General features: G+C 41.2%; 22 protein-coding genes and 1 pseudogene. 14 read left to right on the forward strand and 9 right to left on the reverse strand.

All coding sequences use genetic code 11. The features are described from left to right. Positions 1-65 precede the first annotated feature (65 nt). The 4 genes and pseudogenes from D1367_RS01610 to D1367_RS01625 all read left to right on the forward strand — a co-directional run bounded on the left by D1367_RS01610 (position 66) and on the right by D1367_RS01625 (position 5,155). A complete protein-coding gene (locus tag D1367_RS01610; RefSeq protein ID WP_118162096.1) occupies positions 66-410 on the forward strand; it encodes a DUF2887 domain-containing protein in 345 nt (114 codons plus the stop codon). 56 nt (positions 411-466) lie between these two features. Next, positions 467-694 (forward strand): aspartate aminotransferase, encoded by a 228-nt coding sequence (locus D1367_RS01615; protein WP_118162098.1) that lies wholly within the window; start codon positions 467-469, stop codon positions 692-694. 219 nt (positions 695-913) lie between these two features. Next, positions 914-3,890: pseudogene (locus D1367_RS01620) on the forward strand (molecular chaperone). A gap of 173 nt (positions 3,891-4,063) precedes the next feature. Then, a complete protein-coding gene (locus D1367_RS01625; protein ID WP_118162101.1) occupies positions 4,064-5,155 on the forward strand; it encodes a hypothetical protein in 1,092 nt (363 codons plus the stop codon). Positions 5,156-5,300: 145 nt separating this feature from the next. Here the strand turns inward: D1367_RS01625 and D1367_RS01630 are convergent, their stop codons facing one another. Beyond that, positions 5,301-5,480 carry a high light inducible protein gene (locus tag D1367_RS01630; RefSeq protein ID WP_094352678.1) on the reverse strand — a complete coding sequence of 60 codons (180 nt, stop codon included), beginning with the start codon at positions 5,478-5,480 and terminating at the stop codon, positions 5,301-5,303. A gap of 305 nt (positions 5,481-5,785) precedes the next feature. Then, positions 5,786-6,514, reverse strand: coding sequence for a cytochrome b/b6 domain-containing protein (locus D1367_RS01635; protein WP_118162103.1), 729 nt, complete (start codon positions 6,512-6,514; stop codon positions 5,786-5,788). A 463-nt stretch (positions 6,515-6,977) separates the two neighbouring features. Between D1367_RS01635 and D1367_RS01645 the strand changes: the two genes are divergently transcribed. After that, entirely contained in the window at positions 6,978-7,859 is an 882-nt protein-coding gene (locus tag D1367_RS01645; RefSeq protein WP_118162105.1) for a DNA adenine methylase, read from the forward strand. An 82-nt stretch (positions 7,860-7,941) separates the two neighbouring features. Beyond that, on the forward strand, positions 7,942-9,009 hold the full coding sequence (gene trpD, locus D1367_RS01650; RefSeq protein WP_118162107.1) for an anthranilate phosphoribosyltransferase: 1,068 nt from the start codon (positions 7,942-7,944) through the stop codon (positions 9,007-9,009). On the opposite strand, the gene D1367_RS01655 is transcribed toward trpD, so the two are convergent. Continuing rightward, complete coding sequence (locus D1367_RS01655; protein WP_118171027.1) at positions 8,939-10,000, reverse strand: retropepsin-like aspartic protease family protein; 1,062 nt, start codon at positions 9,998-10,000, stop codon at positions 8,939-8,941. The two genes, trpD and D1367_RS01655, sit on opposite strands and share 71 nt — an antisense overlap. Before the next feature lie 285 nt (positions 10,001-10,285). Between D1367_RS01655 and carA the strand changes: the two genes are divergently transcribed. The 6 genes from carA (at position 10,286) to D1367_RS01690 (ending at position 14,796) form a co-directional block, all read left to right on the forward strand. Next, positions 10,286-11,452, forward strand: a complete 1,167-nt coding sequence (gene carA, locus D1367_RS01665; protein WP_118171030.1) for a glutamine-hydrolyzing carbamoyl-phosphate synthase small subunit — start codon at positions 10,286-10,288, stop codon at positions 11,450-11,452. Positions 11,453-11,489: 37 nt separating this feature from the next. Continuing rightward, complete coding sequence (locus tag D1367_RS30325) at positions 11,490-11,696, forward strand: hypothetical protein (protein WP_118162108.1); 207 nt, start codon at positions 11,490-11,492, stop codon at positions 11,694-11,696. Positions 11,697-11,768: 72 nt separating this feature from the next. Next, positions 11,769-12,119 carry an STAS domain-containing protein gene (locus D1367_RS01675; protein WP_052304556.1) on the forward strand — a complete coding sequence of 117 codons (351 nt, stop codon included), beginning with the start codon at positions 11,769-11,771 and terminating at the stop codon, positions 12,117-12,119. Between the two features lie 570 nt (positions 12,120-12,689). Beyond that, on the forward strand, positions 12,690-13,169 hold the full coding sequence (locus D1367_RS01680) for a Mini-ribonuclease 3 (RefSeq protein WP_118162114.1): 480 nt from the start codon (positions 12,690-12,692) through the stop codon (positions 13,167-13,169). 92 nt (positions 13,170-13,261) lie between these two features. Beyond that, on the forward strand, positions 13,262-14,407 hold the full coding sequence (rlmB, locus tag D1367_RS01685; RefSeq protein WP_118162116.1) for a 23S rRNA (guanosine(2251)-2'-O)-methyltransferase RlmB: 1,146 nt from the start codon (positions 13,262-13,264) through the stop codon (positions 14,405-14,407). Positions 14,408-14,493: 86 nt separating this feature from the next. Further along, positions 14,494-14,796 (forward strand): DUF1816 domain-containing protein, encoded by a 303-nt coding sequence (locus tag D1367_RS01690; protein WP_118162119.1) that lies wholly within the window; start codon positions 14,494-14,496, stop codon positions 14,794-14,796. Between the two features lie 177 nt (positions 14,797-14,973). Here the strand turns inward: D1367_RS01690 and D1367_RS01695 are convergent, their stop codons facing one another. The 3 genes from D1367_RS01695 to truB form a co-directional block, all read right to left on the reverse strand. Further along, a complete protein-coding gene (locus D1367_RS01695; RefSeq protein ID WP_118162121.1) occupies positions 14,974-15,822 on the reverse strand; it encodes an alpha/beta fold hydrolase in 849 nt (282 codons plus the stop codon). A 215-nt stretch (positions 15,823-16,037) separates the two neighbouring features. Beyond that, positions 16,038-16,175, reverse strand: a complete 138-nt coding sequence (locus D1367_RS31515) for a hypothetical protein (RefSeq protein ID WP_220450996.1) — start codon at positions 16,173-16,175, stop codon at positions 16,038-16,040. Between the two features lie 76 nt (positions 16,176-16,251). Continuing rightward, the gene (gene truB, locus D1367_RS01700) at positions 16,252-17,136 is read right to left on the reverse strand and encodes a tRNA pseudouridine(55) synthase TruB (protein ID WP_118162124.1); all 885 of its coding nucleotides are present in this window, start codon (positions 17,134-17,136) and stop codon (positions 16,252-16,254) included. A gap of 308 nt (positions 17,137-17,444) precedes the next feature. Here truB and D1367_RS01705 point away from each other — a divergent pair, with 308 nt between their 5' ends. Next, positions 17,445-17,951 (forward strand): hypothetical protein, encoded by a 507-nt coding sequence (locus D1367_RS01705; protein WP_118162126.1) that lies wholly within the window; start codon positions 17,445-17,447, stop codon positions 17,949-17,951. A 313-nt stretch (positions 17,952-18,264) separates the two neighbouring features. Here D1367_RS01705 and D1367_RS01710 read toward each other — a convergent pair whose 3' ends face one another. The 3 genes from D1367_RS01710 to D1367_RS01720 all read right to left on the reverse strand — a co-directional run bounded on the left by D1367_RS01710 (position 18,265) and on the right by D1367_RS01720 (position 22,824). Further along, a complete protein-coding gene (locus D1367_RS01710) occupies positions 18,265-19,239 on the reverse strand; it encodes a hypothetical protein (protein ID WP_118162128.1) in 975 nt (324 codons plus the stop codon). Positions 19,240-19,715: 476 nt separating this feature from the next. Continuing rightward, positions 19,716-21,497 carry an alpha/beta hydrolase gene (locus tag D1367_RS01715; RefSeq protein WP_118162130.1) on the reverse strand — a complete coding sequence of 594 codons (1,782 nt, stop codon included), beginning with the start codon at positions 21,495-21,497 and terminating at the stop codon, positions 19,716-19,718. 403 nt (positions 21,498-21,900) lie between these two features. Then, on the reverse strand, positions 21,901-22,824 hold the full coding sequence (locus tag D1367_RS01720; RefSeq protein WP_118162133.1) for a DMT family transporter: 924 nt from the start codon (positions 22,822-22,824) through the stop codon (positions 21,901-21,903). Between the two features lie 281 nt (positions 22,825-23,105). Between D1367_RS01720 and D1367_RS01725 the strand changes: the two genes are divergently transcribed. Next, positions 23,106-25,394: a cytochrome-c peroxidase gene (locus tag D1367_RS01725; protein WP_118162136.1), complete on the forward strand. Its 2,289-nt coding sequence runs from the start codon at positions 23,106-23,108 to the stop codon at positions 25,392-25,394. Positions 25,395-25,514 lie beyond the last annotated feature (120 nt).

Consider the following 25,514-nt stretch of genomic DNA (forward strand, 5'->3'; position numbering starts at 1 on the left):
ACTTACGCACGAGTTACGGAAAACGAACCGCAGAGGCACAGAGGACACAGAGAAATCAGAGTTTGATGCAGTTGACTATTGCCTCAGATACTCAAATGGTGCAAGAAGCGAAACGTTTAATTGAGCGGGTGCAACAAGAACAGATAACTGTTTTAGCTAAGAAGGAGATAATAGATGTAATCACAACAATCGCTGTTTATAAATTTGCCAACTTAAGTCGTGAAGAGGTAGAGGCTATGTTAGGAGTTAAGTTAGAAGAAACTAGAGTTTATCAAGAAGCTAAACAAGAAGGACGAGAAGAACTAAAACTTGAACTTGTACCTCAGTTATTAGCTCTTGGTATGTCGATGGAAGACGTTGCAAAATTACTTAATTTAACCATCGAACAAGTAAGACTCGCATCTGAGTAATCACAACAATTACCAGTTATAAATTTGTAAACTTAAGCCGTGAAGAGGTAGAGGCAATGTTTGAAATTAAGTTACAAGACACTAGGGTTTATCGAGAAGCTAAAGAAGAAGGACTAAAACAAGGACTACAAGAAGGACGAGAACTAGCAAAACTTGAACTTATACCTCGGTGTTTAGCTTATGGTATTTCGATAGAAGAGGTTGCGAGGTTACTTCATTTAACTATCGAAGAAGTCGAACAAGTAAGACTTGCAAATGAGCAAGAATCTTCAACATCAACTTAGTAACGGCTGCAATTTTCATAGCGATCGCCTAGTTTGGGCTACGCCTACGCCCTTTCATATAAAAGCGTAGCCCAACGTAGATATCGAGCCAAATAATAAAAGCCAGTGCTAAAGAGAATCAATGGTACAAGACCAAAGATTCTCTAAATTTGTAATTTTATGATAGAACATTACAGTTTTTAGCCAGCTATAAAACAAACAACAGAAAGTGATACTATAATGAACCCTTTTCAACTCAACAAATATAGCGATCGCGAACCAAGCGAGAAACAACAAAAAAGATTTCCAGGATGGTTTGCTTTGGATTTTGGTACATCGAATTCCACAGTTACACTCTTCGATCCAATTGAAGTACCGATCGCAGAAATTCTCCCCAAAGAACAAGAAATGCGGTTGCGCGAATCGCTTATCACAATGGCTGAGTTCTCCCGCCTCAGTGGCTTTACCAGATGTCAGTGCTGATGATTGGGAAAAGTTTATTGTAGAAATTAGCAGAAACCTGGAGATAGAACCCAGCCGATTGAGCGAAGTTTTTGAAAGTGACAATAAAGAGCGATTTTTGGAAGCAATTCGCCAAATTGAACTTTCTTTAGGAAACAGCGAGAGATTCCGTCGGGCTGTCAGCAAAAAACTTTACCAAATCTATCATGAGGTGTTTCGCGTCCCTACTCTAGAGTCGCAAAATCTGATCCCAGTTGTGCTGGATATTGATCGCCGCGATACGGAAATTCCCAGCGAGTCGGAAATTTCGCAGTTAAGCGATTTAAAACTGCGAATGGGAAGGGAAGCGAGAGATAATCGAAAAAAAGCGATTGCTCAAGGTACAAGCGGTTCTTTAAAGGAAATTATCAGCAGATTTCACCATTCACCCAAACGCTATTTTGGTCAAGATCGTTTATTTCCAGTTATTTTGGATGGTGAAGAAGAATTAATTACCGCTAACGAACTAATCCAATCTGCTTGGGCGCATTTAATCGAGTTAACTGAAGATTACCGCCAACGCGCCCAACGCAGGTTTTCAGAAGGAGATTTTTTAACAGCAGTTGTCACCTACCCCACTGTCGCCCCACCAGTTGTTCGCAAGGAAGTTAAGGAATTAGTTGAGCAGTTGGGGATCGATGATGTCCAAACTGCTTATGATGAAGCCGTTTCTGTAGCAATATTCTTTTTATGGCGAGAATTTGGTGGTAATCTCAACATTGGTATTGAGTCATTCAAAACTCGTTGTCGTCAAGCAGGAAACAAATGGTCACAAAATGTTCTAGTTTTGGATATTGGCGGGGGAACTACAGATTTAGCTTTAATTGAACTAACTTTAGAAGATAAAACCCCTAGTTTTGCCGATTATGAAGACCGAGGTTTAGGAGGACGTTACTATAAACTTACTCCCAAACTATTAGGTTCATCTGGTCATTTACAGTTAGGTGGCGAGTTAATTACACTGCGAATTTTTAGATTATTAAAAGTTGCGATCGCAGATTTTTTATTGACAGCAGTAACAACAGGTGATCTAGAAAGCGAAAAGCTAGAAGATTTAATTAACTCAGAGTTAAACGAGCGCTTTTTAGAACAAGGCAAATTCAAAATTGGCAGTCTTTTAAAATGTTTAGATAAAGAGAATCCCGAAGGCGATATTGCTTACAAAGATGCCCTAGATACTGCTGAGAAAGTATTACCCACCCGTTGGCAACAAGCGCCCCAACGCCTGCAATCATTTTATATTCTTTGGGATCATGCGGAAGCAGCAAAACTGAAACTTGGGCAAAAGCCAGCAGTAGATAATTCTCTATTAACCTTCACACTTTCTGAACAGCAAATTTCCGAACTGCTCACCCAAAGCGGCGTTAAATTACAAGTTCAAGATCCAAATAGCATCTGCATTACCCTAGATAACCAGCAATTTGAACGAGCCGCCGCTTCTGGAATTAAAGAAGCGATCGGTATTGCCAAAGGATTGATGGAAAGTCGCTTGCGTTCCGATGATCTCACCAAAGATTCTTGGAATTCTCAAAAAGTTGATTGGTTAATTTTGTCTGGAAAAACTTGTAATTTAGATATAGTGCAGCGTCAAATCTACCAAGAATTTAGTAAGTCTCCATATTTTGTCTGGAATCCAGAACGAATTACCTTTGTACTCGAATTTACCAAATTAGCCACCTCCGCCGGTGCTTGCTATGCCGAGAAACTGCGAAGATTAAGATTCGATCCAGAAGAGTCTAAAAGCTTGCTGCGTAAGGGAGCCAACCAGCTAGAAATTGATGTCAAAAATCTGTTTTATTATTTACCCTGCAACTTCAAACGCAAAACTCAAAGTAACGATTTACTAACTATATTCAAAGCCGGACAAGAACTTTATCAACTCGCACCTTGGGAAACTGTCGCCAAAGTTCGTACTGCATGGCAAGGAATCCAATTAACTAATATTATTTACCGTCAAGACTACGAGGATGGAGATTTACGACTATGGGGTAGCTTCGATGGCAAAAACCTCATGAATAAACTAGGAATGCAAGAAGCAGAGTTTTTGAGAAAAATTAAAGTCCAGTTTGAAATTGACCAAACCCTTGAATTTAGTGTATTGCTTTGTCAGGGAAATCCGCATTATTTAATTGACATTCCTGGCATTGATTTGGAATCGGTAGTTTCAGAAACTTCAGGGCTATTTGCTGATGGCAAATTGAACTGGAATATTGCTGTGGAACGCTTCAATAAAGATTTAAATGATGGTGATATTGCCGTCAATGTTCTTGAGTCCGCAACTGTTGATCAACCAGATGCCTATCATCTTGTATTTGAAGTAGGAAATGATGGTAGTAAATTGTTCCAAAAATTTCACTATCTGCGCGATGGCGTGACACAACCAGGAACCGGGTTAATTAGTAATCCCTTACCTCCCTTCCCGCAAACTGGCCAGCACACCTTCTATATTTATCAAATAGATGCCGAAACCAACAGCAAAAAATGGATAAGAATTGGCGCACTCAGCAAACCAGATGTAACAACAGATTACCCTTGCCAATATCGTGTAACTCTCGACGATCAAGGCATTTTGCGGATGCACGCCGGTGAAGTCCCTTACTGGACATCAAACAGTCAAGAATGCCTCAAAGAAGAAGGATGCGTTTATCTTGCCGAATTAGAATTACAGCCCAACGAAGTTGATAAAGAACGCGATCCATTTTGCGGTATACATTAACTCTTGTATTAAACCTTTGCGTTCCTCTGCGCTAACCTTTGCGTTCCTCTGCGTTGAAAAAAATTAAGATTTTTAAACGCAGAGGGGCACAAAGTAAACGCTAAGGGGCGCAGAGGTTTGCTAAGTTTAATTCGCTACGAATCACATACAAGTAATATTTGGAGGTGAGATTCATGCAGCACTTGCGTCAATTATTAGAGATAGAAAATTCAGAGTTAGCCCAATTACTGCGGTTTAGTTTGTATGGACTAGAGGCTACTTTAAATCAGGCTCGCACAAAATTACCACTAGATCCAGGATCTAAAATATGCGATCAGGTGCTGCAAGAACTTCATAACCTGTTGGAACCTGAACCCCCACAGCAAAATACTGGTTGGGAAGATGCGCCAGATGATTTAAAACTAAGTCACCTGCGGGAAGTTTTTGATTCTGACTCAGAACTTAATTATTATCTGGGTAATTCCCAACTGCAAAGCACAACGGACTCTGATTTGTGGAATGAGATTCAACGCAAACTGCTACGAGTACCAGAGGATTTAGCTGCAACTTGGCGATCGCGCACCTTAGATTTAGCTCAAGAAGTTGGTGCGATCGCAGATAATTCTAACCTCTATCAACTTCCCTTTATCCGCGACGAAATTATCTACCCCGGACTTTGTGGAACTGTTCAAACACAGGGATTATGCTTATACCAACAAACACTTTCAAATCCTAAAAATCCGCAAGTAAATGTATCCGATTTACCAGCAGCATTCCTCTTTTTATATATGAATTTTATCGAAATAGATCCAGATTTACATCATGCTTTAAAGAGCGTTTTTAGCTTCGATGTCATTTCCTTACATTCCAAAGCAGAACAGCGCGATCAATATATTGATGCTTTAAGCGATCGCTTCCAACGTACCCAAAAAGCTGAGAAAAACACTGATCCCCTGTCAATTCTCCGTGCTTGGATTGACATGGACGAAGCGATACATTCCCTAGTATTTGTACCACCGGCTGAACGCTATTCTTGGTGGGGAAAGCTACAACATGAATCACGGCGCATCCTCAAGAAAGTCGCTGATGAAGCTAATAATGCAGGTAATGAAGTGCGAATTCGCCAATTATCGGGACTTTATGCAGATATCTGTGCTTCATCCAAGGATGACTTACAACTAGATTGTGGTGGTATTCCTGGCGAAGTCTTAACTTGTCTTCGAGTATATGCGCGAATTAACCAGGAAGAATCCCCAGGCCGTGTAATATTTCGCTCATCACGCTAGTAGTCTGTCAATAAAGAATTGATGGATAGATTCCTTGTAGAGACGGCGATTTATCGCGTCTAATTCTTGAGATTATGAGGCAAGGCAGACAATTTTACTAATCCCGCCTTGCCTCATAATCTAATGAAGGTAAAAACGTTTAAATCTAAAGGATGCCCCAGAAGTGTAAAATTCCTTGACCAGAAAACACTTCAAGCGCAACGGCAGATAAAAAACCAATCATTGCAAAACGACCGTTCCAATTTTCGCTCTGAGGAGTGAAGCCCCAGCGCAAAGCATTAGGATCTTCTGGAACCGAAGGCGTAGTCTTCTTAACGTCTGCCATAAATAATACTCCAAGCTTTTATGTTGTAACAGTTAGGGACTTCCAAGTAAAAAAATATTCCATTGCTATTGTTCACTGTTGGCCGTTGACGGTTCACGAGTTTTCAGTCAACAGTCAACAGTCAACGACTTTAAGTGGAATAATTTATTTTTTGGAGTTCCCTTATTACTGCCTGTAAAGTAATGTAACAGATTTTTACTAAAATGCAACATAAACTTTATTTATAGATATTACGGGTGCGTACTTTTATCTTAACAGGTTTGCGATCGCCTACGGCGGCAAGCTACGCCCCAACAGCCAATTACCTATGACTCACTACCGGGAAAAAATACAGGTAAGACAAACGCTGTCAGAATTCCACCCAACACAATCACCTCAATAATTTTGAGGTAAAAATTGTTTTGTATAAAATTATTCATTCCAGCACCAAAGTTCGTTTGCAAGCTAGTCAACCAAGTACGGAAACGACTAGACCATTTAGCAGGGCTATCTTCTGGGCGAAACTTCCACGAAAACATCGAGAGTAACAACGGCGCACCACCCACCTTGGTAGACATCAAAACATGAATCGCCACACAGCCAACCATCACAACCCAGGCGCAAAGGTGGAGGGAGTACCAAATATGATGTAGCTGCCCTGCTGGAAGCCATTCTTCCTTCATCATCCTGCCAGAGTTCACAGCCAAAACAGCGGCGATGAGCATGAGAGTATTTGCTAGACGTTGCAAGCTAACCCACCAAATCGGCTTGCCAACCTGGGTTAGTTGCTGCAAAGAATCAGATTGAAGCAAACGCTTTTGTCCAGCATGAAAGCTATAGAGGGCAAAAGCAGGGAGAATAAGCAAGAAAAATAATGCAAAAGTGCCGTGAATACCCTGAATATCCCCAATTTGAGGAAATGGTATTTTACCAAATCGGCGATCGTAAGTGTTGTAAACTAGAAACCCGGTAATAATTGCTGCGATAACTAAAATTCCACTTAAGCCGTGAATAATTCGCAACAATAAAGGTTGATAGGGTGCAGAACGGGGCATAACAATAATCCTAAGTAGATGATTGTAGGAGTTTTGAATCGATAATTTAAGCTTTTGGTGAGACAAGAAAATTGGCCTGGATATTTCACATAAGAATTACAATTATTTCTAACAAAAGTTACTCTCTATAGAAATCATATTTGATTTCTGAAAAAATCTCGGTAGTCTTGTAGTAGTGCGACACAGCTAAAATGATGCAAGAATTTTTCTTGTGGTGTGGGCATCTTGCCCGCACTGGACGGGCGAGAGGCCCATCCCACAAGAGGAAAGCTAATGCAGTATTTTAGCTGTGTCATGACACTACGTGTATTTCACGCAATCCAATACTAGTCCTATATGTGATGCTATTAGCTTTGTGTTGATGCGTCAGCGTGGTGTCACTGAGGCACTAATCACCAACCGCCATTTTGAGCAGGAGGGCTTTCAACGTTTGTTATTACCCCAAGTGTGACGATTTATAATTATGCTCAAAAGCCCACTCCGTTATCCTGGTGGTAAATCGAAAGCAATAAATCAAATAGTTGAATACTTGCCAGAAAGCTTTTCGGAATTTCGAGAACCTTTTGTAGGTGGTGGTTCTGTATTCATTTATTTAAGGCAAAAGTTTCCTCATATCAAGATTTGGATTAACGATTTAAACCGCGAACTCTTCTTATTCTGGAAGCTTGCCCAAACTGATATAGGTCAATTAGTTAAAGAAATTCGACATATTAAAGTTAAACATACAGATGGTAAATTACTCTTTACAGAATTAACTAGTGTAGATGTCAATAATTTATCTGATTTAGAAAGAGCAGTTCGGTTTTTCGTACTCAATAGGATTACTTTTTCAGGAACTGTAGAATCAGGCGGTTTTTCTGAACAAGCTTTCCATAAAAGATTTACTGATTCTTCAATAGAACGGCTAGAAAAGTTAGAAAATATTCTCTCAGAAAATGTCCAAATTACTAATTTGGATTACAGCCACCTATTAAAATCAGAAGTGGAAGATGTATTTTTATTTCTAGATCCCCCATATTTTAGTGCTACGAAATCCAAACTATACGGTAAAGACGGAGACTTGCACACTTCTTTTGAACATCAGAGATTTGCTAACCTTTTGCAACAATGTCATCATCGCTGGCTAATTACCTACGATGACTCATTGCACATTAGAGAAAATTTCCAATGGGCTAATATCTCAGAGTGGGAATTACAGTATGGGATGAATAACTATAAGCAGAGTGGTGCGGCTAAAGGAAAAGAGTTATTCATTACTAACTACGAAGTTAAACTTGATTTGGAGAAAAAATCACAAGTTCAGAATCTTGCTAATCCAGCTTTGCAATTAAGCCTTGAGATTTAAACCTAACTTTGATAGCTTTCCAATTTTCCGGTAGGATAACCCCATAGCTCTCAATATAGCTACAACATACAAACTTTCTTCTATGATAACTTCTCCAATCTCTGCTCAAGAATCCTCTGCTAGCTGGTATGTCCTGCTGCAACAATTAATAGATGGCCAATCCTTGTCCCGTACTCAATCTGCTGAATTGATGCAAGGTTGGCTCAGTGAAGCGGTTCCCCCAGAATTATCAGGGGCTATTTTAACAGCGCTGAACTTTAGAGGCATTTCTGCCGACGAGTTAACCGGCATGGCTGAAGTATTACAATCTCAATGTTCCCCACTCAGCACTCAGAAACCAGTACTTAGCACTGTAATAGATACCTGTGGAACTGGTGGAGATGGTTCATCAACCTTTAATATTTCTACAGCCGTTGCATTTGTCGCCGCAGCATCTGGTATACCTGTCGCCAAACACGGCAATCGTTCAGCCTCAAGTCTTACAGGAAGTGCAGATGTATTGGAAGCCTTGGGTGTAAATTTGAGTGCATCCAGCGAAAAAGTACAAGCCGCACTACAAGAAGTCGGGATCACTTTCTTGTTTGCCCCTGGTTGGCATCCAGCACTCAAGGCGGTTGCCTCATTACGGCGGACTTTGAAGGTGCGAACAATTTTTAATTTGCTCGGGCCATTAGTAAATCCCTTGCGTCCAACTGGGCAGGTAGTCGGCTTATATACTCCTAAGCTTTTGGCAACAGTTGCCGAGGCTTTACAGAATTTGGGCAAGGAAAAGGCGATTGTGCTGCACGGGCGAGAAAAACTTGATGAGGCTGGGTTAGGAGATGAAACTGACTTGGCGGTGCTGTCAGACAAAGAAGTGCAGTTAACTAGCATTAATCCCCTAGATTTGGATCTAACACCTGCTTCTATAGGTATGCTTCGGGGTGGAGATGTCCAAGAGAATGCGGTGATTCTCAAGGCGGTACTCCAAGGTAAGGGAACTCAGGCACAACAGGATGCAGTAGCTTTAAATGCGTCGCTGGCGCTGCAAGTAGCGGGGTCGATCGCACTCCTAGATCACGCCCAAGGGATTAAAATCGCTAAGGATATTCTACAAAGTGGGGCTGCTTGGACGAAGTTGGAGCAGTTAGTTGAGTTTTTGGCGAATTGATTTGCGATCGCAATTGCGGACGAAACTCTACCACATTACGTTTGATGGTGACATCGTAGTTACCAAAAAAGTCATGTCCCAAAAGTCCAGTTTCTAGTTCCGTACCTGCGATCGCTACTGCTACTCTATTCACTGTTACCCCGCCAGCTGCCATCGAATTGACATAGCCCACAGGAAATTCTACAGCTCTGGAACTCGCGGTATTTGCCTTAGCTTTCCCTACTGGCACTATTCCCAAGGTATTTGCCATCTCTTGGGTAATTACAGTGCCACTGGCTCCCGTATCCACAATCATGTCAAATTGTTGCTGACCATTAAAGGTGACTTCGACAATTGGCGTTCCACCAATTCGCCTTTTAATCGGGGCTGTAAATACTTCCTGATCTGGAATTACCACTGCTGAGGGCAAAGCTGGTTTTGGCGGTAACGCGTTTATTTCTTGTGGAGGCGATAGAGGTGAGGTATACTTCGGTGTGGTTATTGTCTGGGGAACCACAACTACTATCCTCTTCGGTTCGGCAACGCGCACAGGGCGAGGATTAGCCTGCTGTTGGGCATATTTAATTTGGCGACGATATTCAGTAATTTTAGTTTGAGCGATCGCAAATTCTGGGCTTTGTCGCCGGACTCTTCGCATCAGCGCGATCGCATCCTGGTACTGACTCGCCACCAAATTCCAATCATCTGGAGATTGAGCAGATCGGCTAATACTCCAAGCGCCAACAGCTTTGTCTCGCCCCATTTCAAAAAGACTTGGTTCACTTTCAGACGGCTCTAGCGGCTCTAGGGGTTGTGCTTCTGCGGTAGGGGTAACTGCTGGTGTTGTTGGTTCAACGGCAGGCTGTACTGATGCCTGCTCCCCAATTGGCGCGGGTTGCTCATTGCCACCAGTCGCAGTGTTGCGTTGGTCTTCACTACAGGCAACACACAAAACTGCTAGAGCGCTTGATAGAAAAATTAGGGTTGCACGGGATAAAAAAGACTGAAGCATAATTAATTTTAACCGCCCAAGTTTTGCCAAAGCCACTCCCGCTAATTTAATTCCCTTTTAATTTTAATTAACTACTCTAAAAACTCCCAATTGCTCAACTCATGGGATAATTAACAATCGCAGTATTGAGGAATGGGGAGTAGGGAATAGGGAATGGGGAATGGGGAATGGGGAAGAAGCAGGGGAGCAGGGGAAAAATTACTCTCGTCTGCACCCTTCCCCCTGACCCTCTTCCACTCCCCACTCCCCACTCCCCACTCCCCACTCCCCACTCCCCAATTTACTATGCCCCTGTCTGACGCAATACCAGCTTTACTTGTCCTGGCTGATGGAACCACTTATCGCGGTTGGTCTTTCGGTGCTACGGGAACCGCGATCGGAGAAGTGGTGTTCAACACTGGTATGACCGGCTACCAAGAAGTACTAACTGACCCAAGTTACTGCGGTCAAATTGTCATTTTTACCTATCCTGAATTAGGCAATACTGGGGTAAATTCTGAAGATGAGGAATCAGATGGCCCCCAAGTTCGGGGTGCGATCGCCCGGAATATTTGTCACCGTCCGAGTAACTGGCGATCGACACAATCCTTACCAGACTACCTTAAACAAAACCAAGTACCAGGGATCTACGGCATCGATACCCGCGCCCTCACCCGCAAAATTCGGATGTTTGGAGCCATGAACGGTGGCATTTCTACAACTATTCTCGATGAGTCGGAATTGCTAGAGCAGGTACAAGCGGCTCCCAACATGGCAGGATTAAATCTGGTTCGGGAAGTCACCACCCCAACGGCTTATGAATGGTCAGATCCCACAATTCCAGCTTGGGAATTCAACTCGGAGGCTGCGGAAAATCTTGGGGAACCCTTTACTGTTGTGGCCCTTGACTTTGGCGTAAAACGAAATATTTTGCGTCGCTTAACAAGTTATGGTTGTCGGGTAATTGTTGTGCCTGCTGATACGCCACCAGAGGAAATCCTCAATTACAATCCAGATGGTGTGTTTCTTTCAAATGGGCCTGGCGATCCTGCTGCCGTCACAGAAGGGATTGCAACTGCCAAAGCGCTTCTGTTAAGTGAAAAGCCCATCTTTGGTATTTGTATGGGACACCAAATTTTAGGTCATGCACTAGGGGCAGAAACCTATAAACTCAAATTTGGTCACCGTGGTTTAAATCAGCCAGCCGGTTTACAACAACGGATAGAAATTACCAGCCAAAACCATAGTTTTGCTATTGATCCAGATTCTTTGCCTACGGCAGTTGTGGAAATCAGCCATCTGAACTTAAACGATCGCACCATTGCTGGAGTCCGTCACAAATCTCTACCTGTATTCTCCGTCCAATATCACCCAGAAGCCAGTCCTGGCCCTCACGATGCTGATTACTTGTTTGAGCAATTTGTTCAAGCCATGCGAACAGCCCGTCAAGCCGAGACAGCCGAAGTGAGGTAAAAATAGGGAATAGGGAATAGGGAATGGGGAATGGGGAATGGGGCATGGGGCATGGGGAGATGAGGAAGCAGGGGGAGATGAGGGAGAAGAACTAATACATCATGCCCAATCCCCAATCCCCAATCCCCAATCCCCAATCCCCAATCCCCAATCCCCAATCCCCAATCCCCAATCCCCAATCCCCAATCCCCAATCCCCAATCCCCAATCCCCAATCCCCAATCCCCTATTCCAGTAGATTGTAGACAACTTGCTCAAAAACCATCTATACTTGAGCGTTCACTTTAACTCATGAGGAGGGAATTATTGCTGATCCATTGAATCTAACCGTTAGCCTGAGGGGCACTCGTGAAGTCCGGGATAACTGTCAGCTATTCCGCCTCACAGGTTTGTTAGATGCCTTTTCTGAGCCGACATTTCGCAAGGTACTTGGCAGTAAGATTGAAGAGGGGCCTAAGCATATTATTTTGGATCTCTCACAAATCGACTTTATTGATAGCTCTGGCTTGGGTGCTTTGGTGCAGCTAGCCAAGCAGGCTCAAACTGCCGAAGGCACTTTGCAAATCGTCACAAATGCCCGGGTAACTCAAACGGTCAAGCTTGTTCGCCTAGAGAAGTTTCTCTCCCTGCAAAAATCAGTTGAAGAAGCTCTAGAAAACGTCAAGTAGTCTTGATTGCTTGAACCGAGAGATCAATTCGGCTATCCAGATTCAACATCGGATAGCTTAATTTTTAACATTTCTGGCAGAAAACCTCTCTCCTTGTGGGAGAGGCACAAAGCCAGTTAAGCTATTATGTTTAAAGTTGAGCAATAATTAAAGATATAGCACCCGCTTCTTGGGTATGTAATTTTTGGCTTCTTATTGGAGAAACAATCAAGTCTGAGAAATTTGTCATAAATACAAATCCAGCAGGTTTGTGTATAGGTAAACTTGACTTGATACTGTATAATCAAAAATCGTCGCTTACTTAGTAAATATGACAATTCAATAGAGTAATAGGGTGAGTTTGATGTCAAAATTTTACCCTATCTTAGGGACAGACCACAAGTAGGCAAAATTTGGTTTAGAAGCGTTGACATCAGGGTGAACTATGACAACTCTCAATCAAAGAGATAGATTTAGCAATTATTTCTGATAGTATTGATTATGCTAAGTATAGTATTATGGCTTACTTCAGAAAAATCAGTCTTTGCAAATAATGTCTGCCAAATATAGCCAGTCAAGGAATGATTTATTGTGAAGTCACAGGAGGAAAAGCTATTAGATGGACAAGATGAAACTCACAAACAGAGTTTATCTTGGACTCAAGCACTCTTGACAACCACAGCGCCATTCCAACAGATTTCCCTCTCACAAGTGCAACAAATTTCTCCTACTGCTTTAGCATATTTGGGGGATGCAATTTATGAGTTATATGTTAGAATGTTCTATCTGCTGCCTTTGCAGCGAGCAGGAATTTACCATCGTCTGGTAGTGGAGCAGGTAAGAGCGGAAACACAAGCGCTACATTTGCGATCGCTGATTCCTCATCTCAAGGACACCGAATTAGAAATTGTCCGACGGGGTAGAAACGCCGCTACAGGACGCCCTAAGCGACTTAATCCCGAAATTTATCAACAGGCAACCAGTCTAGAAACCTTAATTGGCTACTTATATCTCACCGATTACCAGCGTCTAACCGAACTGTTGCAAATGCTTCATGTAGAAAAAGAGTGAGAACTTAATTTTACAGTAGCCATATCAGTAGATTTGGTTCAAGAAATTGACGTAATTGTGATGACCAACCATACGCTATATCTATAACTCAAATGCAGAATAAACCTAGAAAAGTCAGAACTTCTAACGAACCCAATCGTGGGCAACCTGTAAAAATTCAGGGTAAGCGTGTTGTTACTAATCCGACTCGCAATCCCAGAAAAATAGACAGCAACCCCGTCTCTGGTACTAATCCGACTCGCAATCCCAGAAAAATAGACAGCAACCCTGTCTCTGGTGCAAATCCGACTCGTAATCCCAGGAAAATAGATGTTGCTAATCCGACTCGCAATCCCAGGAAAATAGATGTTGCTAATCCGACTCGCAATCCCAGGAAAATAGATAGCAACCCCATTGACAACTCCCGCCAACGAAATAGCAACTTCTCCCCGCCGCTTGTATCTACACCGACAGAAGAAGATAACGATCTCATCTACGGTCGTCATCCAGTATTGAGTGCGTTGCAAAATCAGCGCAATCTCAACCGTCTTTGGATTACTACCCGTCTGCGCTACGATCCCAGCTTTCACCATTTTCTCTTGCAAGCGAAAGAAAATGGCACTGTTATTGATGAGGTTGAACCCAAGCGTTTAGACTATCTCACCAATGGAGCTAATCATCAAGGTGTGGCGGCACAAGTTGCTCCCTACGCTTACATCGAATTGCCCGATCTAATTGAACAGGCAAAAGCTGTAACCGATCCCGTAATTGTCGTGGCTGATGGAATTACTGATCCCCACAACTTGGGAGCAATTATTCGCACCGCCGAAGCAATAGGCGCTCAAGGTTTGGTGATTCCCCAAAGAAGGGCATCTGGGATCACTTCTACTGTGATGAAAGTAGCAGCAGGCGCTTTAGAAAATTTTGCTGTATCTAGAGTTGTCAACCTCAGCCGCGCCTTAGAAGAATTAAAAGAAGCTGGCTATTGGATTTACGGTACTGCTGCAAGTGGAAGCGAACCTGTGCATACAGTCAATTTCACTGGCCCAATCGTTTTGGTAATCGGCTCAGAAGGCGAAGGTCTTAGTATGTTGACTCAACGCTCCTGTGATTTCTTAGTATCGATTCCTCTACAAGGTAAAACTCCCAGCCTCAATGCTTCTGTAGCAGCAGGTATGACGCTTTATGAAATTTATCGCCAGCGATCGCTAAATACCCTGCACCTAGATAAATTACAAAAAATATCTTTGAAAAAATAACAGTAACAGAGTATAAAGAAATGTAAAAGATAATAAAGCAACATATCGTTTAACACCCTGTAGACGTTTATAAACTGGCTAAAACCATGAAAACCATTTGGCATAACCTCAAGGAAGTGTTAATTAACACATTCGACTCCATCGGCTTGGCTTGGTGGGTAGAGATTGTGACGCAAAATCCCCGTTGCACATACTACTTCGGGCCATTTCTAAGTTCTTCTGAAGCAAGATTGTCAAGCATTGGATATATAGAAGATTTGGAGATCGAAGGAGCTACGGGAATTTCTGTGCGTGTCAAGCGCTGTAAACCTAATAACTTAACAATCGCTGAAGACTTGGGGGAAAGATTTGACCGCAAAGTAAAGCCTGTCTTTAGCGGTCAAATTTAAGTTAGGCCAGAGAATGAAAAGGATGCTCTGATGCGGGGACGTAAAGACACGGAGACACAAAAAATTCTTTTATCGGGTTATTTGCGTCTTTTTCACTTATTGTCTCACCACATCTTCCCTCTCCATTTCTTCTTCGTCAATAGTCAAAATTTTTGAAATAATTTTTGAAATATTAGACTATTGACAACCAATTACCTGCGGATGAACTTCCATCCAATGATCGATGTCATTCAGCACCTGCTGGGGGACTTCCCACGGAAAAAGATGGGCGGTGTTGGGATAACACTGCCATTGAGAATTATTGAGGTGTTGAGCAGTTTCTAAGCTGGAATCAGATGTGATGTGGCGGTCTTGGTCACCAGCAAGTACTAAACTAGGACATTGTATTTTTTCCAAATCTAGAAGTCGGTTGTATCCCGATTGAATTGCACTATAAAGGGCGCGAGTAGCAGCACCAGAGGTTTGCAAATAAGCTGGTACTGCATCAGTGGCGATATAGTTGTAAGTCGTAGATGTATGTTGTTGGATTAAGTAGCGAAAAAGCGATCGCTTACCAAAAGTTTCAATATTCCATTGCCAACTCGGTTTTATATAGTTTATTAGGGCAGCAACGCCAGTATATAAATTATCCTGCAAAGTGATAGGAGGATGACTGCCACGGGGTTTTGCGGCTGTCGCCACCAAAATCAGCCCAGTAATGCGCTCTGGCAAACGTAATGCCAGTTCCATTGCCAGAATGCCCCCAAGTGACCATCCCAATAATAGACACTTTTCAATCTCAAAGCGGTCTAGCAGCGCTTCTAAATCAGTTAAATGGTCATTCATATTAAAATTACCATTCCAGCGACTTTTGCCGTATCCACGTAAATCAGGGGCAAAAGTTTTATAACGTTTTGACAAATGATTGGTGAAGACAGATAGACTATGACCAGTACCAGGATGACCATGTAAGCCCAGAATGGGGAATCCTTGACCTTGGATGTAGACATTGAGACGTGCAGCAGAGGTAGGATGGCGATCGCTCATTACTTGTAAGCTGTTACGCAAATAATATTGTACATTTACCTGATGACTGATGACTGAAAACCCGTCAACAGTCAACAGTCAACAGTTAACGATATCAAAAGTGTTTATATAGTTTAGACGCGCATCAGCTTATTGAGGTGTGAGAAACTTTGATATCCAAAAAAGGGGAATTAATATCTAAAAGCCAATTTTCATCTACAAATTCTAGATTTTCATCATAGACAAGAAGCATTATGGTCATATTTTATTCCCAGTTTTATTTGCTCTTGGCTAAAGGAAACTAGCAAATCACTCGTTGTTTGATATATGATATCAGATTCAATATCTGCCCAGTTATTGGGTACAGCTACCATTTAATTTACTGTTAATGATAATTTTACACATTGTCGCCAAATGTGTTCAAATTAAAACCTTTAAATTATCACAGTTTTAAGAAATTGGTTCAAAAACCATTTGAGGGATCAACATTTCGTCTTGTAATTGCCCAATACCTAAAAAGCGAGTCTCTTCATCATAAACTCGCACTATTTCAGGAACATCAAAAGTTAGAGAAATTCGCTGACCTTGACACCACTTTTGAGCGGTTGTTACTGGTAAAGTAACAGATGACAAATGTTGTAAAGCTGCATCTGAAGAAATCGGTTGAAATATTCCGGCTTGTAGTTTCGTTTCTAAATCTGTCAAAGTGAGACTATCTGTTAAATCGAAACCACTGCTTTGGGTGCGAATCAAAGCCGCAAGAGTGCCACCAGTTTCTAAAATTGCACCTAAATCACGAGCGATCGCTCTAATATATGTACCAGAACCACAGGCGATCGCCACATCCAATTCGGGAAAATCCCCTTCTCTCCAGTCCAAAATATCTATCTGAAAAACTTCCACGGTTCGCACTGGAACTTCCACCGTTTTACCTTGGCGGGCTAAATCGTAGAGGCGTTTCCCATCCACTTGGATTGCACTGTAACTAGGCGGTATTTGCTCAATCTTGCCTTCAAATTGTGGTAATGCGCTTTTCACCTGTGCCAAACTCAATCCAGCACAAGGTTGAGAAGTAATGATTTCGCCTTGTAAATCATCGGTTGTAGTACGCACACCCAGCCGAATAGTGGCAATGTACGCTTTGTTTTCTGGCAGATATTGCAATAATCTTGTGGCTTTACCAAGGGCGATTGGTAAAACCCCAGTAGCAGCTGGATCTAAGGTTCCCGCATGTCCGACACGTTTGAGGCGCAACAATTTTCGCACCCGCGCTACGCAGTCGTGGGAAGTCCAGTCAAATGGTTTGTTTAAGTTGAGAAAACCTTGAGATAACACAATAGCAATACTTACAGCTTCTAAACTCTATTAAATACTCATTTAATGCTTAAAGCATTAATATTTGGTAATCAAGGCAATACTAAGCATTATTTTATACACTTTAACCCGGATAAATACATTCTCTAAGCACTTTACCCGATAATACACAAAAAATGCAGATAACGCCGAGCATCTCCAGTAAATACCACGTTTATGAAAGTTTTATAGGATACACTATATAACTAGTAGAATAATTGCTGGGCTGACTATTGGTCTAATGTTTTTACCAAAAGAATCATCGATAGGGTTTTATGAACATAAATAAAATGAAAAAAACAATCTTCACTACTACATTAATTCTTTGTTCTATGTTGATTGCAAGTTGTGGAGACTCTGGCAAGAGTACTTCTCAAGAGAATAAAGTTAATCAAGCAGAGACTGCAACAACTATCCCAGTTAATTCTGAATCTACTTCTGCAAATCAGCTAGATAATACTGAAAGTATTAAGAAAGCTAGTAATTCAACATCAAATGACAACACACCTATTAAGAATAACAAAAATAATGAAATTCTTAACGATAAGCCGATGTTGGGTACTATCAAAGATATGCGTAATGGAGACTTAAAATGCTACGTTAATGTTGTTGATGAAAAAGGTAAATTATATGAAAGCGTCGGTGCATCATTTGATATTTGCGAGCCAAATAAATACATCAATAAAAAAGTAGAGATGTATTATCAGATAGAAAACGTCAATGATTGTCAAAGTTCTGAGACTTGCGGGAAAACAATCAAAGAATGGCTGATTACCAAGATAGAAATTCGAGATTAGGCTAAGATAATTCATAATTAATAATTAGTAGTTCCTAATTTAAATCAGTCTCAATACTGTTCGGTTAAGAAGATTTGTAGGTTGGGTTGAACTTTAGTGAAACCCAACAAATCCCCGAAAATGTTGGGTTTTGTTCCTCAACCCAACCTACATTGGAGTTATTTTTTAGGCTTAACCGAACAGTATTGAAATCAGTCTGATACCAATTCACGAAAATCCTGATACATATTAAAGCGGGGTTAGGGGGGATAAACAAGTGCTTAAAATTACAACCAATCACTTTTAAAACATCCTCTCAGTGATGGCTTTATCATTAAACGAATAAACCTTGACCATTACTAATCCAACTTGTGGAGGAATATACTCCTCCATTTTGCCAAACTTCAATTAAATCACCATAACCATCTCGATTAACATCTCCGGTCACATACTGTGTGTTATCTCTAAAGCCACCGACAAAATTTGTGACTACTGCGTTATTAAATAAACCTTGACCATTATTAATCCAACTTGTGGACTTGAATACTCCTCCATCTTGCCAAACTTCAATTAAATCAGCAGCACCATCTCGATTAACATCTCCAGTTACATACTGTGTGTTATCTTTAAAGCCACCGACAAAATCTGTGACTACTGCATTATTAAATAAACCTTGACCATTATTAATCCAACTTGTGGACTTGAATACTCCTCCATCTTGCCAAACTTCAATTAAATCACCATAACCATCTCGATTAACATCTCCAGTTACGTACTGTGTGTTATCTTTAAAGCCACCGACAAAATCCGTGACTACTGCATTATTAAATAAACCTTGACCATTATTAATCCAACTTGTGGACTTGAATACTCCTCCATCTTGCCAAACTTCAATTAAATCGCTATCACGATCTCGATCAACATCTCCAGTTACGTACTGTGTGTTATATTTAAAGCCACCGACAAAATTTGTGACTACTGCATTATTAAATAAACCTTGACCATTATTAATCCAACTTGTGGACTTGAATACTCCTCCATCTTGCCAAACTTCAATTAAATCACTATCACGATCTCGATCAACATCTCCAGTTACGTACTGTGTGTTATCTCTAAAGCCACCGACAAAATCTGTGACTACTGCATTATTAAATAAACCTTGACCATTATTAATCCAACTTGTGGACTTGAATACTCCTCCATCTTGCCAAACTTCAATTAAATCGCTATCACGATCTCGATCAACATCTCCAGTTACGTACTGTGTGTTATATTTAAAGCCACCAACAAAATCTGTTACAAGAGCCATAAAGTTTCTCCATGCTTTTCAAAGTATTGGTGAATACCTTATCATGAAGCTATTAATTAGTTATTAAGCTGTTAATAAGATTTTACTAATTAGCTAAATACACTGCTAAGAGAGAAACTTTATCAAACAGAATTCAGGAGTCATAAGTCAGAATTCAGAATGAATTTTGTACGACTGGCGGATGAATTCTGTTTGATAAACAAACTAATTGTTTAGGGACTTCCAAGTAAAAAAATATTCCATTGCTATTGTTCACTGTTGACCGTTGACGGTTCACGAGTTTTCAGTCAACAGTCAACAGTCAACAGTCAACAGTCAACAGTCAACGACTTTAATGTGGAATAGTTTATTTTTTGGAGTTCCCTTATAGCGTTTCCCGACAAGCGTGACGTACACTCGTAGGGGCACGGCACTGCCGTGCCCCTAGACCTTGCGATATAATTCTGTACCTCATCTGAATGGGAACCGCTATATAGTCAAATAAAAATCATTACATGCAACAACGCAACACCAATATCCAACATCCAAAATCCGAAGCCGATTATGGTGTTGGGAAGTTTTTTTTTTGCAGGTTTGGCTCTTTTAATATCCAGCAATTGTGCCAATTCGGTTGTATTCAATGACTTGACGAGACTCAAACCAAGCGACTTACTAGAAATGCTTTGAGCATAAGCGGCGTTAAGGTAAGGAATGTATTGTGATCTTCGGACAATGTATGTTTGGAAGAAAGGTAAACTTAAAACATTCATGTAACGACGGGCTTGGGAAGCATCACCAATCATATCAGCAGGTAATGCTACTTGTTGATTAGCGGGGTTACCATTGCCAATAGTGGAAAAGTGAGTGCCACCTACAAGCATGACAAGATATTTTTGTGAATTTGCTAACCAAGAGAAAGGTAAAATTTGCTCGGATAAAGCTGGTGCAACTGTATCATCACTACTGCTGACAATCATCACTGGAGTTTTTATTTGACTTAAGCCAGCTTTGCCGAAAATAGAACTAGTAATGGGATTAACTGCGATCGCAGCTTTCACTCTCTCATCCCGCAGGTTATAATCCTTGCCAGACTTGCTGATACTCAATTCTAAAGCGCGACACTGGAGCATTAAAGACATATTCCAGGTATTTTGCAGTGCTGCTGGTTGACAGTCAAGTTTTAGCTGCTCAAAGTTAATTTTAGCGCCTGCCAGGGCTAAGGCTGTGTAGCCTCCCAATGATTGACCAAATACTCCGACTTGTTGCAGATTTAACCGACCTTTAAACCGTGAATCAGATTGATTACCTTTTTCCAATTGATTCAGAATATATGTTACATCCATTGGTCGGTCTTGAAATTCACCTGGTTCTGCTATTTCATTGACGTGTCCATTCAACAGAGAATGCAATTGTTTAGCATCACTACCAGGATGATTAGGAACGATAACGGCAAATCCGTAAGAAGCTAGGTGCGTGGCTAAATATTGAAAGTTGCTGCTATCTAAACCCAACCCGTGAGAAATCACAATTACCGGTGCAGCATTCTGGACATTGGGAATGTAAACATCAGTTAATAAAAGCCGATTGCGTGTTGAGTCGAAAAACTTTTGGGTGTATTTTTGCGACTTAAACTTCCCCGGAACCTTTAAATCGGGTAATTGCGATAAATTTGGTTGTTTGATGGTAGCAGCTTCTATTTTAGACTCAATCGATACTGCTGCGATCGCTCGATGGGTTTGGTTAACAAGTTTCTCTAATTCTGTAGCTATTTCTAAAGTCTGCGCTACGTCAAGGCGAATGGTACTGCTGGGATATTTACGCAACACATTTAAAAGTGTCAAGCCTTCCGATTCAGCAGAGGCTAAAATTAGCGCCGAACGCAAAGCATCAAATCCTGGTTCTGGGTGAGGAGATTTAGCTATAATCACTTGCGCCAACCGATGCAGCAACAATTCTCCTTGGGGTGTGTAGAGGAGTTGCGAAACTACTACCGGACTAACTTTCACACGATTAAGCAAAATCTGCCGCAATTCTTGAAGCTGTTGAAGAGGTAGATATTGCTGATAGGCTACCAAGTCTTTGTTAATTACACCTGTTTTGGCGTAGTTTTCTAAAGTAGTGACTGAAATGGAAAGCTCTAAAGCTGAATAAGATGCATAAATCCGCTCTGCTGCCAAGACAGAATTGCTAATTCCAAACGTTGGCAGCACCATTGAAAGAACCAGCAATAGGGAATTTTTTCTCAGGGTGCTGGCCCAATTACCAAACAAACTATTCATCGCTCAACTGTTTTGGTAGTCTGGTTTTATCAGGTGTTGGCTTTGGTAGTTATTCGGACACCCTGCTTGGTTTACTTAAAGTTATTAGCCTGGATTTTATCAAAACAGAATTTAGGAGTCAGGAGTTAGAATCCTCTAGTAATTAATTCTGACTCCTGAATTCTGATTTTAAGAATTCTTCTTCAAGAATTTTCTTTTGGCTATCAAGTCAAAAATTAGATCCTACAGAGTTACACAGATGGGTAAAGTATCCATCTTATAAGAGGCTAACCCCGTAGGTTGCCTTCACTAGTAAATCATAACAAATAAAAAATGCTCTGCCTCAGTATTTATGTTGTAGCTTTGAAGATGGCACGAATTTACTAGATTAAATAGCCAGTATAAACTCTGAAAGGTATTTTTATTAATTAGCTTTTCCCAAGGCGATCGCTACTGAACCTATGACTACTAAACCCGCTCCGAATATTGCTATAAAACTAAAGTTTTCCGATGGTATCAAATTAGGTGCAATAACTGATACAACTGCAACTGATATTAATGTCACAATGGGAGCTAAAGCTATTACTGCACTTACTCGTGATGCTTCCCAATGCTCTAATGATTCGGCAAAAGCACCGTAAGCGATTAAAGTATTCAAAGCACAAAAAACTAGCATTAATAAATGGAATATATCAAGTATGAAAAGTGATTTTATTTTGGCTAGAGGAGTGAATAATAAAGCACAACCCCCATAAATAATTAGCATAATGCTAGAGGAAGATAAAGATTGTAATAACTGCTTTTGTGCCAAAGCATAAATAGCCCATGACGTTGCTCCTAGCGCAATCAAGCCACTACCTAGTATGTATGTGCCATGCGCTGTAATTAAATTTGTTAGTTGTTCTCGAAAAAATAAAAGATAACCGCAAATCATTACACTGACACCAATCCATTGATATAGCCGATAACGTTCTTTAAAAATCACTAACCCTCCGAAACCTAATAAAAGGGTAGATAATTGAATGAGAACTTCAGCATTAGCTGGCGATGTTAGTGCTAAACCTTGCATGAATAGAAAGTAATTAATCCCTAAGAATAGTGTAGCGATCGCTAATAATTTCCAAGAAGCAGAACGCAGTTGTTCTAACTTTGGTAATTTACCGCGTATTCCTAAATACATACCAAGCAGTAAAAATGATACCAAAAAGCGAAACCAAATGACGGTATAGACATCAAGTACTTGCAGAGTTATCGCCAGAGCAATAGGTAAAATTCCCCACAATAAGACCGTCAATAGTGATAACGCTAGCCCTAAGCGCCAGCGACCAGAACTTTGATGTAGTGACATTTAAATATTTTACCCAAAGTAGGGCTGATGATAAATTCAAACGTATTCAATTTGTATACCTAAATTTTATCAAGTTTTTGTAGATAAAGCATGTTAATAGCCTGCTAAATGCAAGTTAAATGTAGAATAGCTTACCTAATTTAGTAAATTTATTTATAGTCTGATAGCCTTTTTTGATCACATAAAATTTGTAAATGGTGTAATTACTTTACATGAATATTACATTTAAAATTTGATTAGAGATGTATAATCTTTTCGGTGTTATTTAACCAGAAAAAACTATGGGGATTATACCCATAATAAGCTTAGTAGTCTTTATTACTGGCTTATCAATTTACTTGATACTGACCTCAAGAGGTCGGTTTTTACTCAAATCTTTGGTGACAAAAATAAAACGTCAAGAGTGGAGATTCAGATATGGCAAGCTTAATTACCTGAGATCAAAATTTTCAAAGACTATAACAATTGCTGTCATTATTCTGGCAGCAGTAATAGCTGGAAATACCGTATCGGCACAGGTTACGCCGCCACCTCTAACTTCGCTTAAGAGCGTATCGGTTCCAGAGCCTAATAATCTAGGAGACTTCGTAAAAGACAAAGTAGCTGCTATCAAGTTAGGAAAAACTCTCTTTTGGGATATGCAAGTTGGGAGCGACGGACAAACCTCCTGTGCTAGTTGTCACTTCCATGCTGGAGCCGACAATAGATCCAAAAATCAGATTTCTCCTGGGCTTTTGCGGATTAACGCTGATGGTACAGTGAATCCAGATACAGTTTTTAATATAGGTGGTGCGCCAAACTACCAACTTAAACCGGGAGATTTTCCCTTCCACAAACTGTCAAATCCGAATGATCCTAATACCGTTGTATCTGACCGAAATGATGTCAGTTCCTCTCAGGGCGTCTCCAATACTAAGTTTGTTGATGTCATCCCTGGTAGCGCACAAGACAAAGTAAAAACGGAGCCAGATCCGGTGTTTAACGTGGGAGGTACAAATGTGCGCCGCGTCCAACCCCGTAACACCCCAACCGTGATTGATTCAGTATTCAACTTCCGCAACTTTTGGGATGGAAGGGCACAGAATATCTTTAATGGGGTGAATCCCTTCGGTTTAAGAGATCCTAACGCCTCTGTGGTAAAAGCAGAAAAGCCAAATCAGCTTAAATTTGTCAAAATCAGACTGAATAATTCGTCTTTGGCTTCTCAGGCGCTCGGGCCGCCACTGAGTTCCTTCGAGTTGTCGGCTGATGGTCGCACTTTTCAAGAAATTGGTGATAAGTTCGGGCGAATTGACAACAAAAAATCTCTCAGCACACTGCCGCTAGATAATTTAGATAATCTAGATAATCTTGCTGATACTCTAGTTGGGCCGCTACTCAATTCTGTTGAAGAACTTACTGGTAATTTGGCGCAAATTGGCAACACTAAATCTATCAGCACACTGTTGAAAAATGTTCTGTCACTTAGGGGTACAAAGCTCCCCAGAGTCTTGGGGCAAAAGTTATCTCGCCTCAGACCGCTAGGCAAACAGGTTGTGCATCCACAAGACAGCGTTTTAGGTGCAGACAGTAGATATCCTCAGCCCGGACTGAAGGATAAAACCTATGACCAGCTGATTAAAGATGCCTTTAAGCCAGAGTGGTGGAAGTCTAATCAACTCATCCAAGTTGATGCTGAAGGTAGACGGACTTTTGTCAACAGCGCTGATAACTCTTCTCAAACCGATGAGTACACGCTGTTGGAGTATAACTTCTCGCTGTTCTTTGGGCTGGCGATTCAGTTGTACGAGTCTACACTCATTGCCAACGATACGCCTTTTGATCGCTTCTTGGAAGGAAACACGAGAGCTTTAACTAAGCAGCAGCAACTAGGTAAAGACCTGTTTCAGGGCAAGGCTCTGTGTATTGGTTGTCACGTTGGATCAGAATTAACAGCTGCTTCAGTGAGCAGCGTGGCTAAAGACGGACGAATCAAACGTGCGCCATTCGGTGCAAGATCCCCTGAAGACAATGGTTTCTTCAATATCGGGGTTAGACCTGTTACGGACGACCCCGGTTTGGGTGGTAATGACCCTGTGCAGAATAATCCGCTTTCAGAGGCAAGATTGGCTCAGTTAGGGAAATTTCAGCTTCTCCTTGGCGAAAAACCCCCTGTCCTCAATCCACCGTTGAATTCTAGTGAAACAGTATTTGCAGACGGAGCTTTCAAAGCGCCTGGACTTCGCAATGTCGAACTCACTGCCCCCTACTTCCACAATGGAGGTCAAGCGACTTTAGAGCAAGTGGTTGATTTTTACAATCGAGGTGGTGACTTTGGAGTTCTTCCCCCTCTGAAGCTATCACCAGAAGAAAAACAGCAATTGGTCGCCTTTTTAAAGGGACTGACTGATGAGCGAGTTAGGTACGAGAAAGCGCCTTTTGATCATCCGCAACTTTTCGTTCCCAATGGACATCCAGGTAACCAGACATTCGTTAGTGATGATGGTACAGGCAAAGCTACAGATAGCTTCCTGGAAATTCCTGCTGTTGGTAGGAATGGCGGTAGTGCTATACGAAATTTCTTGAAGTAATAACATTTCAGGAAATAGCTGATACCGATAGATATGTAGGGCGTACAGATGTCATTGGTGTCAACTTAAGCTCAAACGCTTATCTCACAGGCGTTTTACCCCCCTTAGTCCCCCCTTATA

This window comes from Nostoc sphaeroides (assembly GCF_003443655.1).
In the GTDB taxonomy this organism is placed as follows: domain Bacteria; phylum Cyanobacteriota; class Cyanobacteriia; order Cyanobacteriales; family Nostocaceae; genus Nostoc; species Nostoc sphaeroides.

What these genes read in the sequence shown, in the direction of transcription:
- D1367_RS01610 (WP_118162096.1), top strand. Translation starts at nt 66, where the DNA reads ATGCAGTTGACTATTGCCTCAGATACTCAAATGGTGCAAGAAGCGAAA.
- D1367_RS01615 (WP_118162098.1), top strand. Translation starts at nt 467, where the DNA reads ATGTTTGAAATTAAGTTACAAGACACTAGGGTTTATCGAGAAGCTAAA.
- D1367_RS01625 (WP_118162101.1), top strand. Translation starts at nt 4,064, where the DNA reads ATGCAGCACTTGCGTCAATTATTAGAGATAGAAAATTCAGAGTTAGCC.
- D1367_RS01630 (WP_094352678.1), bottom strand. Translation starts at nt 5,480, where the DNA reads ATGGCAGACGTTAAGAAGACTACGCCTTCGGTTCCAGAAGATCCTAAT.
- D1367_RS01635 (WP_118162103.1), bottom strand. Translation starts at nt 6,514, where the DNA reads ATGCCCCGTTCTGCACCCTATCAACCTTTATTGTTGCGAATTATTCAC.
- D1367_RS01645 (WP_118162105.1), top strand. Translation starts at nt 6,978, where the DNA reads ATGCTCAAAAGCCCACTCCGTTATCCTGGTGGTAAATCGAAAGCAATA.
- trpD (WP_118162107.1), top strand. Translation starts at nt 7,942, where the DNA reads ATGATAACTTCTCCAATCTCTGCTCAAGAATCCTCTGCTAGCTGGTAT.
- D1367_RS01655 (WP_118171027.1), bottom strand. Translation starts at nt 10,000, where the DNA reads ATGCTTCAGTCTTTTTTATCCCGTGCAACCCTAATTTTTCTATCAAGC.
- carA (WP_118171030.1), top strand. Translation starts at nt 10,286, where the DNA reads ATGCCCCTGTCTGACGCAATACCAGCTTTACTTGTCCTGGCTGATGGA.
- D1367_RS30325 (WP_118162108.1), top strand. Translation starts at nt 11,490, where the DNA reads ATGGGGCATGGGGCATGGGGAGATGAGGAAGCAGGGGGAGATGAGGGA.
- rlmB (WP_118162116.1), top strand. Translation starts at nt 13,262, where the DNA reads ATGCAGAATAAACCTAGAAAAGTCAGAACTTCTAACGAACCCAATCGT.
- D1367_RS01690 (WP_118162119.1), top strand. Translation starts at nt 14,494, where the DNA reads ATGAAAACCATTTGGCATAACCTCAAGGAAGTGTTAATTAACACATTC.
- D1367_RS01695 (WP_118162121.1), bottom strand. Translation starts at nt 15,822, where the DNA reads ATGAGCGATCGCCATCCTACCTCTGCTGCACGTCTCAATGTCTACATC.
- D1367_RS31515 (WP_220450996.1), bottom strand. Translation starts at nt 16,175, where the DNA reads ATGGTAGCTGTACCCAATAACTGGGCAGATATTGAATCTGATATCATA.
- D1367_RS01705 (WP_118162126.1), top strand. Translation starts at nt 17,445, where the DNA reads ATGAAAAAAACAATCTTCACTACTACATTAATTCTTTGTTCTATGTTG.
- D1367_RS01710 (WP_118162128.1), bottom strand. Translation starts at nt 19,239, where the DNA reads ATGGCTCTTGTAACAGATTTTGTTGGTGGCTTTAAATATAACACACAG.
- D1367_RS01715 (WP_118162130.1), bottom strand. Translation starts at nt 21,497, where the DNA reads ATGAATAGTTTGTTTGGTAATTGGGCCAGCACCCTGAGAAAAAATTCC.
- D1367_RS01720 (WP_118162133.1), bottom strand. Translation starts at nt 22,824, where the DNA reads ATGTCACTACATCAAAGTTCTGGTCGCTGGCGCTTAGGGCTAGCGTTA.
- D1367_RS01725 (WP_118162136.1), top strand. Translation starts at nt 23,106, where the DNA reads ATGGGGATTATACCCATAATAAGCTTAGTAGTCTTTATTACTGGCTTA.